Origin of the sequence: Pedobacter nutrimenti (assembly GCF_032678445.1) — a bacterium.
GTDB lineage: Bacteria > Bacteroidota > Bacteroidia > Sphingobacteriales > Sphingobacteriaceae > Pedobacter > Pedobacter nutrimenti_A.
Window position 1 is genome coordinate 47,038 of sequence record NZ_JAVTSQ010000020.1, and the last position, 14,873, is coordinate 61,910.

The 14,873-nt window shown below is 41.1% G+C and carries 14 protein-coding genes; 8 read left to right on the plus strand and 6 right to left on the minus strand.

Going from position 1 to position 14,873, the window contains the following annotated elements; all coding sequences use genetic code 11:
• Positions 1–35: 35 nt before the first annotated feature.
• Genes R2S08_RS26935 through rpsT form a run of 5 tightly spaced genes read right to left on the minus strand, consistent with a single transcriptional unit; the run spans position 36 to position 4,140 of the window.
• Positions 36–326, minus strand: a complete 291-nt coding sequence (locus R2S08_RS26935) for a cell division protein ZapA (RefSeq protein WP_108553161.1) — start codon at positions 324–326, stop codon at positions 36–38.
• 31 nt (positions 327–357) lie between these two features.
• The gene (locus R2S08_RS26940; protein WP_108553160.1) at positions 358–648 is read right to left on the minus strand and encodes a hypothetical protein; all 291 of its coding nucleotides are present in this window, start codon (positions 646–648) and stop codon (positions 358–360) included.
• Positions 649–689: 41 nt separating this feature from the next.
• Positions 690–3,089, minus strand: coding sequence for a phenylalanine--tRNA ligase subunit beta (gene pheT / locus R2S08_RS26945; RefSeq protein WP_316838010.1), 2,400 nt, complete (start codon positions 3,087–3,089; stop codon positions 690–692).
• 37 nt (positions 3,090–3,126) lie between these two features.
• Positions 3,127–3,825 (minus strand): RadC family protein, encoded by a 699-nt coding sequence (gene radC / locus R2S08_RS26950; RefSeq protein ID WP_316838011.1) that lies wholly within the window; start codon positions 3,823–3,825, stop codon positions 3,127–3,129.
• Positions 3,826–3,885: 60 nt separating this feature from the next.
• Positions 3,886–4,140, minus strand: coding sequence for a 30S ribosomal protein S20 (gene rpsT / locus R2S08_RS26955; RefSeq protein WP_110833310.1), 255 nt, complete (start codon positions 4,138–4,140; stop codon positions 3,886–3,888).
• 264 nt (positions 4,141–4,404) lie between these two features.
• Here rpsT and R2S08_RS26960 point away from each other — a divergent pair, with 264 nt between their 5' ends.
• The 8 genes from R2S08_RS26960 (at position 4,405) to rodA (ending at position 13,735) form a co-directional block, all read left to right on the plus strand.
• On the plus strand, positions 4,405–4,992 hold the full coding sequence (locus R2S08_RS26960; RefSeq protein ID WP_316838012.1) for a phospholipid scramblase-related protein: 588 nt from the start codon (positions 4,405–4,407) through the stop codon (positions 4,990–4,992).
• Between the two features lie 866 nt (positions 4,993–5,858).
• On the plus strand, positions 5,859–6,437 hold the full coding sequence (locus tag R2S08_RS26965) for a phosphoribosylglycinamide formyltransferase (RefSeq protein ID WP_316838013.1): 579 nt from the start codon (positions 5,859–5,861) through the stop codon (positions 6,435–6,437).
• Positions 6,438–6,509: 72 nt separating this feature from the next.
• Positions 6,510–8,036: a bifunctional phosphoribosylaminoimidazolecarboxamide formyltransferase/IMP cyclohydrolase gene (purH, locus tag R2S08_RS26970; protein WP_316838014.1), complete on the plus strand. Its 1,527-nt coding sequence runs from the start codon at positions 6,510–6,512 to the stop codon at positions 8,034–8,036.
• Between the two features lie 88 nt (positions 8,037–8,124).
• On the plus strand, positions 8,125–9,147 hold the full coding sequence (locus tag R2S08_RS26975) for a rod shape-determining protein (protein ID WP_048907325.1): 1,023 nt from the start codon (positions 8,125–8,127) through the stop codon (positions 9,145–9,147).
• A gap of 29 nt (positions 9,148–9,176) precedes the next feature.
• Complete coding sequence (gene mreC, locus R2S08_RS26980; RefSeq protein ID WP_316838015.1) at positions 9,177–10,013, plus strand: rod shape-determining protein MreC; 837 nt, start codon at positions 9,177–9,179, stop codon at positions 10,011–10,013.
• The gene (locus R2S08_RS26985) at positions 10,006–10,521 is read left to right on the plus strand and encodes a rod shape-determining protein MreD (protein WP_316838016.1); all 516 of its coding nucleotides are present in this window, start codon (positions 10,006–10,008) and stop codon (positions 10,519–10,521) included. Before mreC ends, R2S08_RS26985 begins: the two co-directional genes overlap by 8 nt.
• Complete coding sequence (mrdA, locus tag R2S08_RS26990; RefSeq protein ID WP_316838017.1) at positions 10,521–12,470, plus strand: penicillin-binding protein 2; 1,950 nt, start codon at positions 10,521–10,523, stop codon at positions 12,468–12,470. Before R2S08_RS26985 ends, mrdA begins: the two co-directional genes overlap by 1 nt.
• Entirely contained in the window at positions 12,470–13,735 is a 1,266-nt protein-coding gene (rodA, locus tag R2S08_RS26995) for a rod shape-determining protein RodA (protein WP_410479541.1), read from the plus strand. The genes mrdA and rodA overlap by 1 nt, the downstream gene beginning before the upstream one ends.
• Here rodA and R2S08_RS27000 read toward each other — a convergent pair.
• Complete coding sequence (locus tag R2S08_RS27000; RefSeq protein ID WP_316838019.1) at positions 13,728–14,795, minus strand: hypothetical protein; 1,068 nt, start codon at positions 14,793–14,795, stop codon at positions 13,728–13,730. The genes rodA and R2S08_RS27000 overlap by 8 nt on opposite strands.
• Positions 14,796–14,873: the final 78 nt, after the last annotated feature.

Sequence of the window (14,873 nt, forward strand, 5' to 3'; positions counted from 1 at the left end):
CCTTTTTGCTAATATAACTTATATAAAGAACAATCCTATTTTGAAAAAAAATCGTTTAATAAACTATCCAGCTCTTCCACCTTATCGGCAACGGCAGTATCCTGATCCTGGGCCTTATTTTCTACTCTTAATACCGCTGTTGCGTAATGCAATACCGCCATGGAGAGTAAATCCTGCTTGTCCCTTACCGCATAATTTTCCTGATAGTCCTTTATGCGCTCATTAATGATCTTGGCTGCCCGCCTTACAATTTCCTCTTCTTCCGTATTTACCTTTAAGGGATAGATACGGTCAGAGATAGTTATTTTTATCGAGATTTCTCCCATTTCTTAGCTTTATTTCACTATTCCAGATGCCTTATTTCTTCAGCAACACAACACACTTATCTATTTCACGCACAAAATCGTTAATTTTTTGCTTTATATCAAGAGTCTTTTCACTAGTTCCCTCAATACTTTTCGCTAATTTCAATACACGGAGCTTTTCTTCCAGGTCTGTGTTCTTATTTTTAGCAGCGTCCAAAGTAGTCTTTATAGATTGATTTTCAAGCTTTAATAACTCATTTTCTTCTTGTAAAGCACCGCACAGCTCAATTAAACGAGCTGTTTTATGTAGTACTGAATTTAATTGTTCTGCAACCGAAGTCATGGTATTAAAATTTATTTTTATCTGAAATTCTACTCAATAAATTATTTTCTGATCTCTGCTTTTGCTGTTTGCGCTAAGTTAGATATAATCTTTTGCATAACCGCATCTATTTGCTTATCGGTTAAAGTCTGCTCTTCGTCCTGCAAAGTAAAATTCAAAGCGTAAGATTTTTTACCTTCAGGCAATTTATCCCCTTTATACACATCAAACACCTGCACGTTTTTAAGTAGTTTCTTTTCTGTCTTGAAAGCAATGGTTTTCAAATCATCAAAAGTGACCTCAGTATCCACCAACATAGAAAGATCTCTTCGTACGGAAGGATATTTTGGAACTTCTTTGTTGATGATTCTGTTCTTTTTAATCATCTCCAGCAACAACGCCCAGTCAAAATCAGCATAGAATACCTCTTTATCCACATCTCCTTTTTTTCTGTCTGCAGCGGTAGCAGCACCAAAAGTGACAATAGTTTTGTCTCCGCGGAAATAGCGCATGCCATAAGCAAAGTTTTCGTCGTTCACTTCTTCCGTTTGGTAGGTACTGATACCCAAACGACCTGTAATGGCGTCTACTGCAGCTTTCAAGTGATAAAAACTCACCGGATTGACTTTATGGTTCCATTGCTCAGGCAGGCTGGTGCCCGAAATCAGGAGCAGCAGGCGCGGACGCTCTACATATTTTTCATTGATCAGGTGATAGGTCTTTCCAAATTCATAGAATTTCACATCCTGATTTTTACGGTTCTGGTTATAAGCCACACTCTCCAGGGCTGGCATCAGCAAGCTCTGACGCATTACATTGAGGTCAGAACTCAGTGGATTAAGCAAGTGTACGGCTTCATCAATATTTTTAGAGTAGGTACTTTTGGTTAAAGAATTGCACCAGATTTCCAGAAAGCCGTTTGCGGTCAGCATATCCGCTATAATGTGCTGGGTCAATTCTCTGTCGGGCTTTGAGCCGTACGACAAAGAAGCATTGATCTTGGATGGAATGGCGATATTGTCGTAACCATAGATCCGAAGAACTTCTTCAGTCACATCGCATTCCCTGGTCACGTCTACCTTGTAATTAGGCACACGTAAAGACAGCTGACCTTCTTTTTCTTCTGCCACAGCAATTCCTAAAGCGGTAATAATGGCCTTAATTTCTGCGTCCGGGATAGAAGCCCCAATCAGGTTGTTGATATTTTTATAAGAAACCTCTACCTCAAATGGTTTAACCGGGTTCGGATACAGGTCTGAAACATTGGAAGAAATCATACCACCAGCGATCTCCTGAATCAGCAAAGCTGCTCTTTTCAGTGCATAGACTGTAATTTCAGGATCAGTTCCTCTTTCGTACCGGAACGAAGCATCTGTTTTTAAGTTGTGACGTTTAGATGTTTTACGTACCGATACGGAGTTAAAATAAGCACTCTCCAGGAATACCTTAGTGGTTTCTGCTGTTACTCCAGAACTTTTACCTCCAAAAACACCTGCGATACACATAGGTGCTGCTGCATTGCAGATCATCAGGTCTTCTGCCGAAAGTTTACGTTCAATGCCATCAAGGGTAACAAAAGGCTCGCCTTCTGTCGCTTTTTTGACAAAAACTTTTCCTCCGGTAATCTGACCGGCATCAAAAGCATGCAAAGGTTGCCCTAATTCATGCAGAACATAATTGGTGATGTCTACGATATTATTGATGGGACGAATGCCAATCACTTTTAGCTTATCCTGCAGCCAGTCTGGTGAATCGGCCACAGTTACACCGCTGATGCTGACACTGCTGTATCTCGGACAGGCATCTTCGTCTTCAACCTGTACTTTAATATCCAGGTCTTCATTATCCGTTTTAAAAGAGGAAACATCAGGCATCGTTATTTCGGTGCGGAAATAAGCGGCCAGATCACGAGCAACGCCCAAGTGGGAGGCTGCATCTGCACGGTTTGGGGTTAAACCAATTTCATACAGATAATCGTCTTCCATTTTAAAGTATTCTTTTGCAGGAATACCTACCGGAGTATCTTCAGGAAGCACCATGATACCGGCATGAGAACCGCCAAGACCGATCTCGTCTTCTGCGCAGATCATACCTTCAGAAACTTCTCCCCTTATTTTCGATTTATTGATTTTGAAAGGCTCTCCTTCATTAGGATACACTGTAGTACCTACAGTGGCCACAACCACTTTTTGTCCTTCGGCAACATTGGGTGCACCACAAACCACCTGGATGTGTTCTGCTCCTCCTGCATCTACAGTAGTTACTCTTAAACGGTCTGCATTCGGATGCTGCACGCAAGTCAGCACCTTACCGATCACCAAACCTTCAAGTCCGCCTGCAATGGGCTGTACTTTTTCCAGACTTTCTACTTCCAGACCTATATTGGTCAAAATCAGTGAAAGTTCCTGTGGTGTTTTATCTGTTTGAATGAATTGTTTAAGCCAGTTATAAGAGATCTTCATGTTATATTATCCGTATAAAATGCAAAGATATAAAATCTCAAACCAATCCTTCATCTGCAAAGCTAAAGAATGAACGGTCTCCAATGATTATATGATCTAAGATGGGGATATCGAGGATTTTTCCTGCTTCTGAAATCCTTCTGGTCAGCCTAAGGTCTTCCGTACTCGGTTTGGTATTTCCTGAGGGATGATTATGGGCCAGGATCAGATAGCTGGCATTCTTGTCCAGTGCATTTTTAAAAATGATTTTGGTATCTACCACCGTTCCAGACTGACCTCCCCTGCTAATGAGCACTTTATCCTTTACATGATTGGCTCGGTTCAGGATAAGCATCCAGAATTCCTCGTGGGGAAGATCAGAAAGAATAGGAGAAAGAATATCAAAGGCATCTTTTGCTCCTGTAATTTTCAGGATTTCTGCAGGCAGGCTTTCCTTTCTTCTTCTGCCCAGCTCCAGGGCAGCCACAATCGCAACCGCCTTGGCCTCTCCAATTCCTTTAAATTTACACAGTTCAGTGATGGATGCTTTCCCCAACTGGTCCAGGTCATTTTTATAAAAAAGAAGCAGACGCTTACTGAGGTCAACAGCGGTTTCTTCCCGGTTTCCAGAGCCAATCAGAATGGCTAACAGTTCTGCATCAGTTAAATGCCTTCTGCCTTGAAGTACTAGTTTTTCTCTCGGGCGGTCTTCTTCTGCCCAGTGCTTTATCCCTATTTTTTGTTCGTATATTGTCATAGGAACAAAAAAAACGGGATAAGCAGTGCCTATCCCGTTCTGAATATTGTAAAGCTATATTTATTTTAAGCCATTAACAAATTTAGTCAATTTTGATTTGTTGTTCGCAGCTTTGTTTTTGTGAATAACATTTTTCTTAGCTAAACGATCTAACATCGAAACTACTTTAGGTAATAATTCCAATCCAGTTTTTTTATCTTCAGCAGCACGAAGTCTTTTGATAAAGGTACGTGTAGTTTTTGCCTGATATCTGTTACGTAGACGTTTAGTTGCGTTTGCTCTTATTCTTTTTAAAGCTGATTTATGATTTGCCATTGTTCTTTAGCCTTTGTTTTCTATTTTTTTCGGACTGCAAATATAGGACTTATGTTTTTAATTGCAAAATCATTACGCAATTATTTTTCATCTGTTTGTTATTTTTTTTCAATGGCAACGAAGCAATCATGCCCTTATCAATCAATTTGTTAAGTCACAGCTAAGATCCTGAGCGTCTCATTTAGCCATTTACCTTCAGAAGAAGCAGGGTCATATGAGGAAAACTCTTTATCTTGGGGCTGCATTTAAAATCCTATAATACCTATGAACAGTAATTTTTTTGACGGTCACGACTATTTTATTGACGAAAAAGTAAATCTATTTAAATTTGAAAACGTTTACAAAATTTTTGATGAAAAGGGAGAAAACATTGGCGCAGTAAAACAAATCCTGACCTTTGGACAGAAAGCGCTCCGCTTTTTAGTAGACAAACGCATGCTCCCTTTTAAATTGAATATTGTCAATAATGACGACGAACTCCAGGCGGTCATCTCCAGAGGTTTCACTTTTTTCATGTCTAAGATCATCATCAATGATGCTTATGAAAACCCCATTGCCATCATCAAACAGAAATTTAAATTTTTCAAACCGACTTTTAAGATCGAGCAACCCGACGGAGAACTGATTGCAGAGATCACAGGAGACTGGAAGGCCTGGAATTTTGTAATTAAAGACAGTAACCAGATTGAAATGGGTTCTATCAGTAAAAAATGGGCTGGCGCACTAAAAGAAATCTTTACCACTGCAGATAAATATAATGTCCATATTGATCCGCTCTACAGCCAGAACAAGCATAAAGTGGCCATTCTTTCCGCAGCCATCACCATCGACATGGTACTTAAAGAAAGTTAAGCAGCTAACATATAGATAAATAGATAATATATAAACAAATGAAAGCGATCTGTTCGAATGCTGCTTAAGCTTAGGTGGCCTAAAAAAGGCCGCAAACCTTAAAAGGCATTCTCACAGACGCAATTCATTTGTTTCCAGGCGCCCAGGATTTCACGCCAGCTATTCCGGATCCACAACCCGCCAACAATCCACCCAAACCAAAAAAACATTTCGACCCCTTCTCTGCTCCATACCTGGCCACCCTCCCCTCTGCAATTTGCTACGGAAAATTTTCGTACGCTGCGGAAAGGCCTCAGAGATCTGTCCGCTCCTTCAGCGGACCTGATATCGTTAGCCTTGAAGCAGTCGTACAAAATTTTCCTTCACAATTCACCCCCTCATTGCAACCTTATTCCAGAATAGGACACTTACACCTGGCTTAGGGATAGTTCGCCGCTTCTCCGCTACTCCTGCGCCGTAACTTAGGTAAACACCCCGGTTCTATCGAGCAATCGGCGCTTTAAGACCTATCTATCGACAATTTAACGTACCAGCAGGTATAAACTGTCTCTGCGCCATACCCGGTCACCACCCTCCTCTGCAATTTGCTACGGAAAATTCTCGTACGCTGCGGAAAGACCTCAGAGATCTGTCCGCTCCTTCAGCGGACCTGATATCGTTAGTCTTGAAGCAGCTGTACAGAATTTTCCGCCACAATTTCCCGACACAATTCACCCCCATATCCCTTTTAGTAGTGCTTAATTTTAATCTAAACACTTAAAATGCTATTTTTGGTTCAGAATACACATACACACAGATGAAAACGAATCAAGCCAGCTAAATGAAAACCTGCGCAGCCAGCTTGAATACCAGAACAAATACACACTATGAAAAAACGCGTTGCAATATTCGCCTCAGGCTCGGGTTCAAATGCTCAAAAATTGATGGAACACTTCAAAAACAGCTCAGAAGTGGAAATTGCCCTGGTACTCACTAATAATCCAGATGCTTACGTATTACAACGCGCCGACAATTTTGAAATCCCAAGCCATATTTTTGACAAGAATGAATTCTACAAAACAGATCATATTGTAGAACTACTTAAAAATCTCGACATAGACCTCATTGTGCTTGCAGGATTCCTATGGCTTATTCCTAAAAGTCTGATTCACGAATATCCGGGAAGAATTGTGAACATCCACCCTGCCATTCTGCCAAAGTTTGGAGGAAAAGGCATGTACGGAGATCATGTCCACCTGGCAGTAATGGAAGCCAAAGAACCAGAAGGCGGGATTACGATTCATTATGTGAATGAGAATTATGACGAAGGAGAATACATTTATCAGGCCAAATACCGCATTGATAAAGAGGACAATCTGGAGATGATTAAATTCAAAGGTCAGCAGCTGGAACACCTTCATTATCCCCGCGTTGTGGAGTCTATTTTAAAAAAGATCAGAAAGTAATTATTTTTATTAAATTCTCTTAAAAAATTATCGCTTAAAAATCCTAATTTTGCGGCTCAAAATTTTTCTCTGATGAGCCATTCAATAAAGATCAAAAACGCTTTAATTTCAGTTTATTACAAAGACGGTTTAGAACCTTTGGTTCGCCTGCTTGCACAACAAGGTGTTCAATTATTCTCCACCGGAGGCACAGAACAGTTTATAAAAGACTTAAATCTGCCTGTTACCGCAGTAGAAGACCTTACGGGTTATCCTTCCATCCTGGGCGGCCGTGTAAAGACTTTACATCCAAAGGTTTTTGGTGGTATCCTGAACAGGAGAAACCTGAATGACGACAAAGCACAGATTGAGCAATACGAGATTCCGGAAATTGATCTGGTTATTGTAGACCTTTATCCTTTTGAAGAAACAGTTAAAGGCGGTGGTTCTGAAACAGACATCATTGAAAAAATTGACATCGGCGGCATTTCTCTCATCAGGGCCGCAGCTAAAAACTTTAATGATGTTGTCATTTTAGCCTCTAAAGACGATTACGCAACACTTCAGACACAACTGGAAGAGCAAAACGGAGAAACTACTTTAGCACAGCGCAAAGCCTATGCTAAAAAAGCTTTCCATACCTCTTCTCATTACGATACAGCCATCTTCAATTATTTCAATACTGAAGAACCCCTGAATGTATTTAAACAAAGTATCCATACTGCTCAAACCCTGCGTTACGGAGAAAACCCGCATCAGCAAGGCGTGTTCTATGGCAATCTGGATGAAATGTTCACCAAACTGAATGGTAAAGAACTTTCTTACAACAACCTGGTAGACGTAGATGCAGCTGTAGCTTTAATTGATGAATTCCAGGAGCCTACTGTAGCGATCCTGAAACACACCAATGCTTGCGGCCTGGCTTCAAGACCAAACATTTTAAACGCCTGGATCGATGCTTTGGCTTGTGATCCTGTTTCTGCTTTTGGTGGTGTACTGATTGCCAACCGCGAAATTGATCTGGCTACAGCAACAGAAATCAATAAACTGTTCTTCGAAGTACTGATTGCCCCTTCTTATCAACCAGAAGCCGTAGAATTGTTTAAAGCGAAAAAGAACCGTGTTATCCTGCAAAGAAATGACGTAGAACTTTCCAAAAAACAATTTAAAACACTTTTAAATGGCGTTATAGAGCAGGATAAGGATTTAGTGATCGAAGGTCCTGAACAAATGACTGCAGTAACAGAGAAAACGGCAACAGCACAAGAATTAAAAGACTTGTTCTTCGCCAATAAAATTGTAAAACACACCAAGTCTAACACCATTGTTTTTGTAAAGAACGATTGCCTGATTGCCAGCGGCGTAGGACAAACTTCCAGAGTTGATGCCCTTAAACAAGCCATTGTTAAGGCAAAAGACTTTGGTTTCAGTATACAAGGTGCTGTAATGGCATCGGATGCCTTCTTCCCATTCCCTGACTGTGTGGAAATCGCGGCTGATGCGGGGATTACAGCGGTTTTACAACCAGGTGGATCCATTAAAGATGCAGACTCTATAAATAAAGCCAACGAGAAAGGTATTGCAATGGTTACTACGGGTGTAAGACATTTTAAACACTAATTTTTTTATCCCCAAATACAATAAAAAGACGTAGTTTTACATTAGTATAATACATAGATTTTTTTTAAATTATAATTATCACCTATAAATGGGTTTATTTAACTGGTTTACGCAAGAGGTTGCTATCGATTTGGGCACCGCTAATACCCTGATTATACATAACGATAAAGTGGTTGTTGATGAACCTTCTATCGTTGCATTTGACAGACAGACTAACAAAATTATAGCTATAGGAAGGCAAGCCATGCAGATGGAAGGTAAAACCCACGATAATATCCGTACGGTGAGACCTTTAAAAGATGGTGTTATTGCTGATTTTAATGCCGCAGAGGCCATGATCAAAGGTATGATCAGAATGCTGAACGGCGGTAAAGGCTGGATGTTCCCTTCGTTAAGAATGGTAATCTGTATTCCTTCAGGTATTACTGAAGTAGAAAAACGTGCCGTACGTGACTCTGCAGAAATTGCCGGTGCTAAAGAAGTATACCTGATCCACGAGCCTATGGCTGCTGCAGTTGGTATTGGAATCGATGTAGAGGAACCTATGGGTAACATGATCATTGATATAGGTGGTGGAACAACTGAAATCGCAGTAATTGCGCTTTCGGGTATTGTATGCGATCAGTCTATCCGTGTTGCAGGAGATAATTTTGACTCTGATATTGTGAATTACATCCGCCGTCAGCACAACATTATGATTGGTGACCGTACGGCAGAAAAGATCAAAATAGAAGTAGGTGCGGCATTACCTGAATTACAAGATCCACCTGCTGATTTTGCAGTACAGGGAAGAGACCTGATGACAGGTGTACCTAAACAGATTACGGTTTCTTACACAGAAATTGCACACTGCTTAGACAAATCCATCTCCAAAATTGAAGAAGCGATCCTTAAAGCCCTGGAAATCACTCCTCCGGAACTTTCAGCCGATATTTACCAGACAGGTATCTACCTGACAGGTGGTGGAGCGTTACTACGCGGGCTGGACAAACGTGTTGCTGCAAAAACCAAATTGCCTGTTCACGTTGCTGAAGATCCGTTAAGAGCAGTAGTGCGCGGAACCGGTATCGCACTTAAAAACATCGGTGGATTTAAATTTTTAATGCAATAAAGATTGATGTAATCACATCGTAGAAAAATATGCGTAACCTTTGGATCTTTATAAACAGATATAACGCATTTTTCTTATTTATCATCTTTTTTACCATAGGCATTGTTCTTACTGTTAAGAACAATGCTTACCAGCGAAGTGTAACCCTGAATTCTACAAATGAAGTGGTTGGACAGGCCTATGAGAAACTGAACGTATTCAAACGATATATGAACCTGGGGCAGGTAAACGATAGTTTAGCAAATGAAAACGCCAAACTATATAGCCAGCTCCTGAAGATGAAGAATATAGACAGTGCCAAAAACACCACAGTTAAAGATACGACTACACACCAACAGTATACTTATCTTGCAGCAAGGGTCATTAAGAATTCGATCACGCTTAGAAATAACATCATCACCATCAATAAAGGAAGCCTGGATGGCATTAAAAAGGATATGGCTGTTATTTCACCCCAAAAGGGTGTTGTTGGTTTTATCCGCGAAGTGTCCGATCACCTGGCCACCATACAGTCTTTACTGCACAAGGACACCAAGATCAGTGTAACAACTAAAAAGAACAATGCATTGGGTTCCCTGGTTTGGGGAGAAAAAAACTTCAATTATCAGAAAGCCTATATTAAGGATATTCCTAACCACTTTAAGATAAATCTGGGTGATACGATTGTAACTTCAGGTTTCGCTTCCTTTCCTCCTGGCATTCCTGTTGGCCGGGTAAGCAATGCCGGCATTGCGACAGGAGATAATTTTTTAACAATTGAAATCAATCTTTTTAACGATTTTAGTACCTTACAGTATGTTTACGTTATAAAAGATAAATTTGCCGAAGAGCAAAAAGCTTTAGAATCAAAATTACCAAATGAATAGCAGACTAGTCCTGATCAACATATTGAGGTGGTTTATCCTCCTTTTCATTCAGATTCTTCTGTTAAGAAATTTGAGTTTTTACGACCTGGCTACGCCTTTTGTTTACGTTTTATTCCTGCTCCTGCTTCCTTTTAGCACTCCGAACCTGGTCTTGTACCTTATTGCTTTTGGTACAGGATTAACTCTGGATGCTTTTTACGATACGCTGGGCGTTCATACAGCAGCATGCGTTGCATTAACCTTTGTACGCATCACTTTCATCTCGATTAGTGTGAACAGGGACGGTTTTGATGAACCCGAGCCTAGTTTAGGTAATATGGGTTTTAAATGGTTCTCTTTGTATGCCTTACTGTGTATATTTTCTCATCACCTGGTTTTATTTGTACTGGAATCTTTCAAACCTGCAGAGCTGTCTTATACCCTGCTGCGCTGTTTGATGAGCGGAGCTTTTACCTGGCTGCTGATTATATTGATCGAATTCTTATTCTATAACAGGAGGCAACGCTAATGGATAATCTGTTTAGCCGTAAATACGTATTACAGGGGATTTTCATTGTCCTTGCCCTGGTCCTGATCGGCAAGCTGTTCTATATGCAAGTGCTTAGCGATAAGTATTTCCTTTTATCCAATAACAATGTACTCAAGAAAATCTATACCTTCCCTGCCCGCGGTGTGATCTTTGACCGGAAAGGTAAAGTACTGGTACAGAATGAACCGGTATATGATTTACTGGTAATCCCTAACCAGGTCAAAGAATTTGACACGGTAGAATTCTGCAATCTGATTGGTATTGATATGCCGGGTTTTAGAAAACGTTTTCATAAAGCGACTGTTCAATCCCGCTACCAGCCTTCTACTTTTGAAAAGCAATTGTCTGTTCAAACCTATGCAGCTCTGCAGGAAAAACTTTCCCGCTTTCCTGGCTTTTTTGTTCAGGGAAGAACGGTGAGGCACTACCCGGATAGCGTTGCCGGACAATTTTTTGGCTATGTGAAAGAGGTAACCCAAAAAGATATTGACGACAATGACGGCTATTACCGACCGGGTGACTATATTGGAAAAGCCGGCGTTGAAAAGCAATACAACGATGTACTGCGCGGGGAACGCGGGGTCATCAATATGTTGTATGACGCAAAGAACGTGCCTCAGGGCAGTTACCTGGAAGGCAAATTCGATACCCTGGCCAAATCTGGGGAAAAGGTCGTTTCATCCCTGGATATTGAGATCCAGAAACTGGGCGAACAGCTTATGGCCAACAAGGTTGGCAGTATTGTAGCCATAGAACCCTCAACCGGTGAAGTTCTTGCTTTTGTGAGCAGCCCTGGTTACGATCCCAACCGTATGGTGGGCCGCCAGCAGGGCAACAATTATATGGATATTTTTGGCCAGGCCAACAGGCCTTTCCTGGTCAGGCCAATTTCAGGGTATTATTCACCCGGATCCTCTTTTAAGCCTCTGGATGACTTGATTGCCCTTCAGGAGGGTGTAATTACCCCGGATATGACTTTTAATTGCCCAGGCGTTTATTGGGCAGGTAACCATCCTGTAAAATGTGAACACGTAGATGGTAACATCAGTTTAAGAAGGGGTTTGGCCCGCTCCTGTAACGTGTATGCCTGCCATGTATTTCAGAAACTGATGACCCAAGGCCGATTTAAAAGTACGAAACAAGCTTATGATGAATGGCAAGCCAAGGTGAGGAAATTTGGCTTAGGACAGAAACTGGATATCGACATGCCTTTTGAACGTAAAGGGACCTTGTTTACTTCAGATCAATATACCAAAAGATTTGGCAAGTATTGGGGTTTTACCACCGTAATCTCTCTGGCCATTGGACAGGGCGAAATGAATGCCACACCATTGCAAATGGCGAACATTATGGCCATTATTGCCAACAAAGGCTATTACATCAAACCCCACCTGATCAAATCAATTGGAAATAAGCACATCATTAAGAAGGATTATGTTCAGAAGAACTATGTAGATGTAGATGCGGCACATTTTGAACCCGTAATTGATGGTATGCAGGATGCAGTGAACAGTGGCTGGGGAACAGCATCAGCTTCCCGGATTCCAAACATTTTGATGTGCGGAAAAACAGGGACGGTACAAAATCCTCATGGCAAGAACCACTCTGTTTTCATCGGTTTTGCACCAAGGGATAATCCAAAGATTGCTATTGCAGTCATTGTGGAGAACGCAGGTTATGGAAGTGCATATGCGGCACCGATTGCCAGTTATCTGACAGAGAAATATTTAACAGGTAACATTTCGGCAGGAAGGCTGGATCAGGTAGAGTGGATGAAAAAACAAAGTGCCTTACCTGAATTGCCAAAGCCAAAGATCAAGGTTCTCCCAAAAAATACAGATTCTACTGGAAAACAGCCACCAGTTCCGGTTACTCAACCTCAGCATAAAACGGCCCTTAATACTAAAAATACAGCAGCTACACCATGATCAATCCGCAGCAAAGCAACAGGTTTTTTTTTAATGTAGATTGGGTAACCATCCTGATTTATATTGCACTCTGTACTGTGGGTTTTGTAAATATTTACGCTTCTAAATACAATCCTGAAATAAGTGATGTGTTCAATTTCGGCAGTAATTATGGGAAACAACTCATCTACATTGGGACTGGTTTAATCCTGGGCTTCTCCATCCTGCTGATGGATGCCAAATTCTTCAGTATATTTGCCCCGGTGATCTATGGAATCACCATGTTCCTGCTCCTGGTGGTACTGGTGGTTGGGCGAAATGTTGGTGGTAACCAGGCTTGGATCCCCGTGGGTAGTTTTCGTATACAGCCTTCTGAGTTTGCTAAATTTGGAACAGCTCTGATGCTGGCCAGATACATCAGCTCTTTTAATCCAAAGCTGACCAATTTAAAACCTATACTTATTGCGGCCACCATTATTCTCTTGCCAATGGCGCTGATCATGCTGCAGCCGGACGCGGGGTCTACACTGGTTTTCCTTTCTTTTATGTTCCCTTTATACAGAGAAGGCCTACCAGGTTATTTACTGGTCATTTTCTGGGGTGCTGTGGTTTTGTTTATCCTGAATCTTTACCTTCAGCCTGTTGTGCTGATTTCTTCTATATTGGTACTGGGTGCTCTTTTTATATTTTTCAACAGGAAGAAGATACAAAAGATGATCTTGATTGCTGTGATTGTCTTTTCCGCAATAGGTTATCTGTTTGTGGCCAAGGTCTTGTTTGAAAAGGTATTGCAGCCTCATCAGCGCACACGTATTGAATTGATCCTGGGGCTTAAAACAGATCCAAAAGGTGCAGGTTATAATGTGAACCAAAGTAAAATTGCCATAGGTTCGGGACAGGTACTGGGCAGAGGTTTTTTATTGGGTACGCAGACCAAATATGGTTATGTACCGGAACAGAGTACCGACTTTATTTTCTCCACCATTGGTGAAGAATGGGGTTTTGCCGGATGTTTTGTTGTAATTGGTTTGTATGTTTTCTTACTGGTCCGGGTAGTCAATATTGCCGAACGACAGCGATCTGTTTTTTCCAGGGTGTATGGGTACAGTATGGCTTGTATTATCTTTTTCCACGTATTTATAAACATCGGTATGGCCATAGGCTTAATGCCGGTAATAGGAATTCCCCTCCCGCTCATTAGCTACGGAGGTTCTTCCCTGTGGAGTTTTACCGTATTGATCTTTATCTTTCTGAAACTGGACTCTAACCGGATGGGCTTTATTTAACCGGGAAACGCCTGTTCAGCAATTCATAAAAACGATCTACAGTAGCCTGCTTCGATTTCCAGTCGTTCTTTACCGCGTAGTTATTTTGCAGAAAAGTATCTGCTGTTTTGAAATCAGGCATTTTATTGACCAGATCGATGACCTCTGCATAAGCCAGGTTATATCCGTTAAAAAGATCCTTAATATACAGCAATTTATCATTCAGGCTAATCGCCTGCTTCAGATCAGCAACTTCTGCCTGGGCAGGTTCTGATTTCATTCCACCGCCCAGTAATTCGTTCAATGTAGGTTTAACCGGCGCATCAGGGATGGTATTTTGCACTGGCTGCTGGTTTCTTTCCGCTATCTCTTCTTTAAACAAATCTTGTTGTTGTATACTTTCCTTAGCTGGAATTATTGGAGCCTCCACAATATTTTGAGCCGGAATTTCTTCAACCATTTTCTCTTCATGCGCTACAAGAAAAGGTTCCGGGCCCAATTCATCCTCATCTTCAGGAGCAACAGGCTCTTCTTCTTTCTTCTCCCTGAGTTTTTGCTTTTGAGCAATGATGCGCTGCTCTTCTTCACTTAAAGGTCTGTCAAAAATATCACCAACCTCCTTCTCTTCGAATTCAAACTTATCAGACACCGGGTGTTCGCTTAAAATAAATTCAAAAGTTGCAGGGTCTTTATCCAGTTTAAAAATCTCTTCATTCAATACTGCTGCTTTAGGAGGAACGATTACAGGCTCTTCTTCCAGGGGCTGATGAACTACAGCAGGTTCTTCTTCTTCTTTCTGAACAGCAGGGGGAATTTCTTCAGCTTCCTCTGCTTTTGCAGGAACAACTAAGGGCTGTTCTGCAATAACTTCCTCTGGTTCTGGCTGTGTTTTAACTGCTGCAGCATGATTTGCCTTTCTCACAATCTGCACATGGTCAGTTAAGAAATTGGCATTGGCCAGAAACAACTCTAACTCTAATTCATTGAGATTTTGAGGGTTTTGAGCTAAAAACTGGTATTGCTCCTGAAGTTCTGAAAGTATCAGTCCGATTTTTTTAAAAAGATCCTCTTGGTTCATCATAGATTAATAACGGTAAAATGGCTGTTTTATGTTGGTAACTTGACACTCAAAAGTACTACAAAATTTCGATATTAGCCG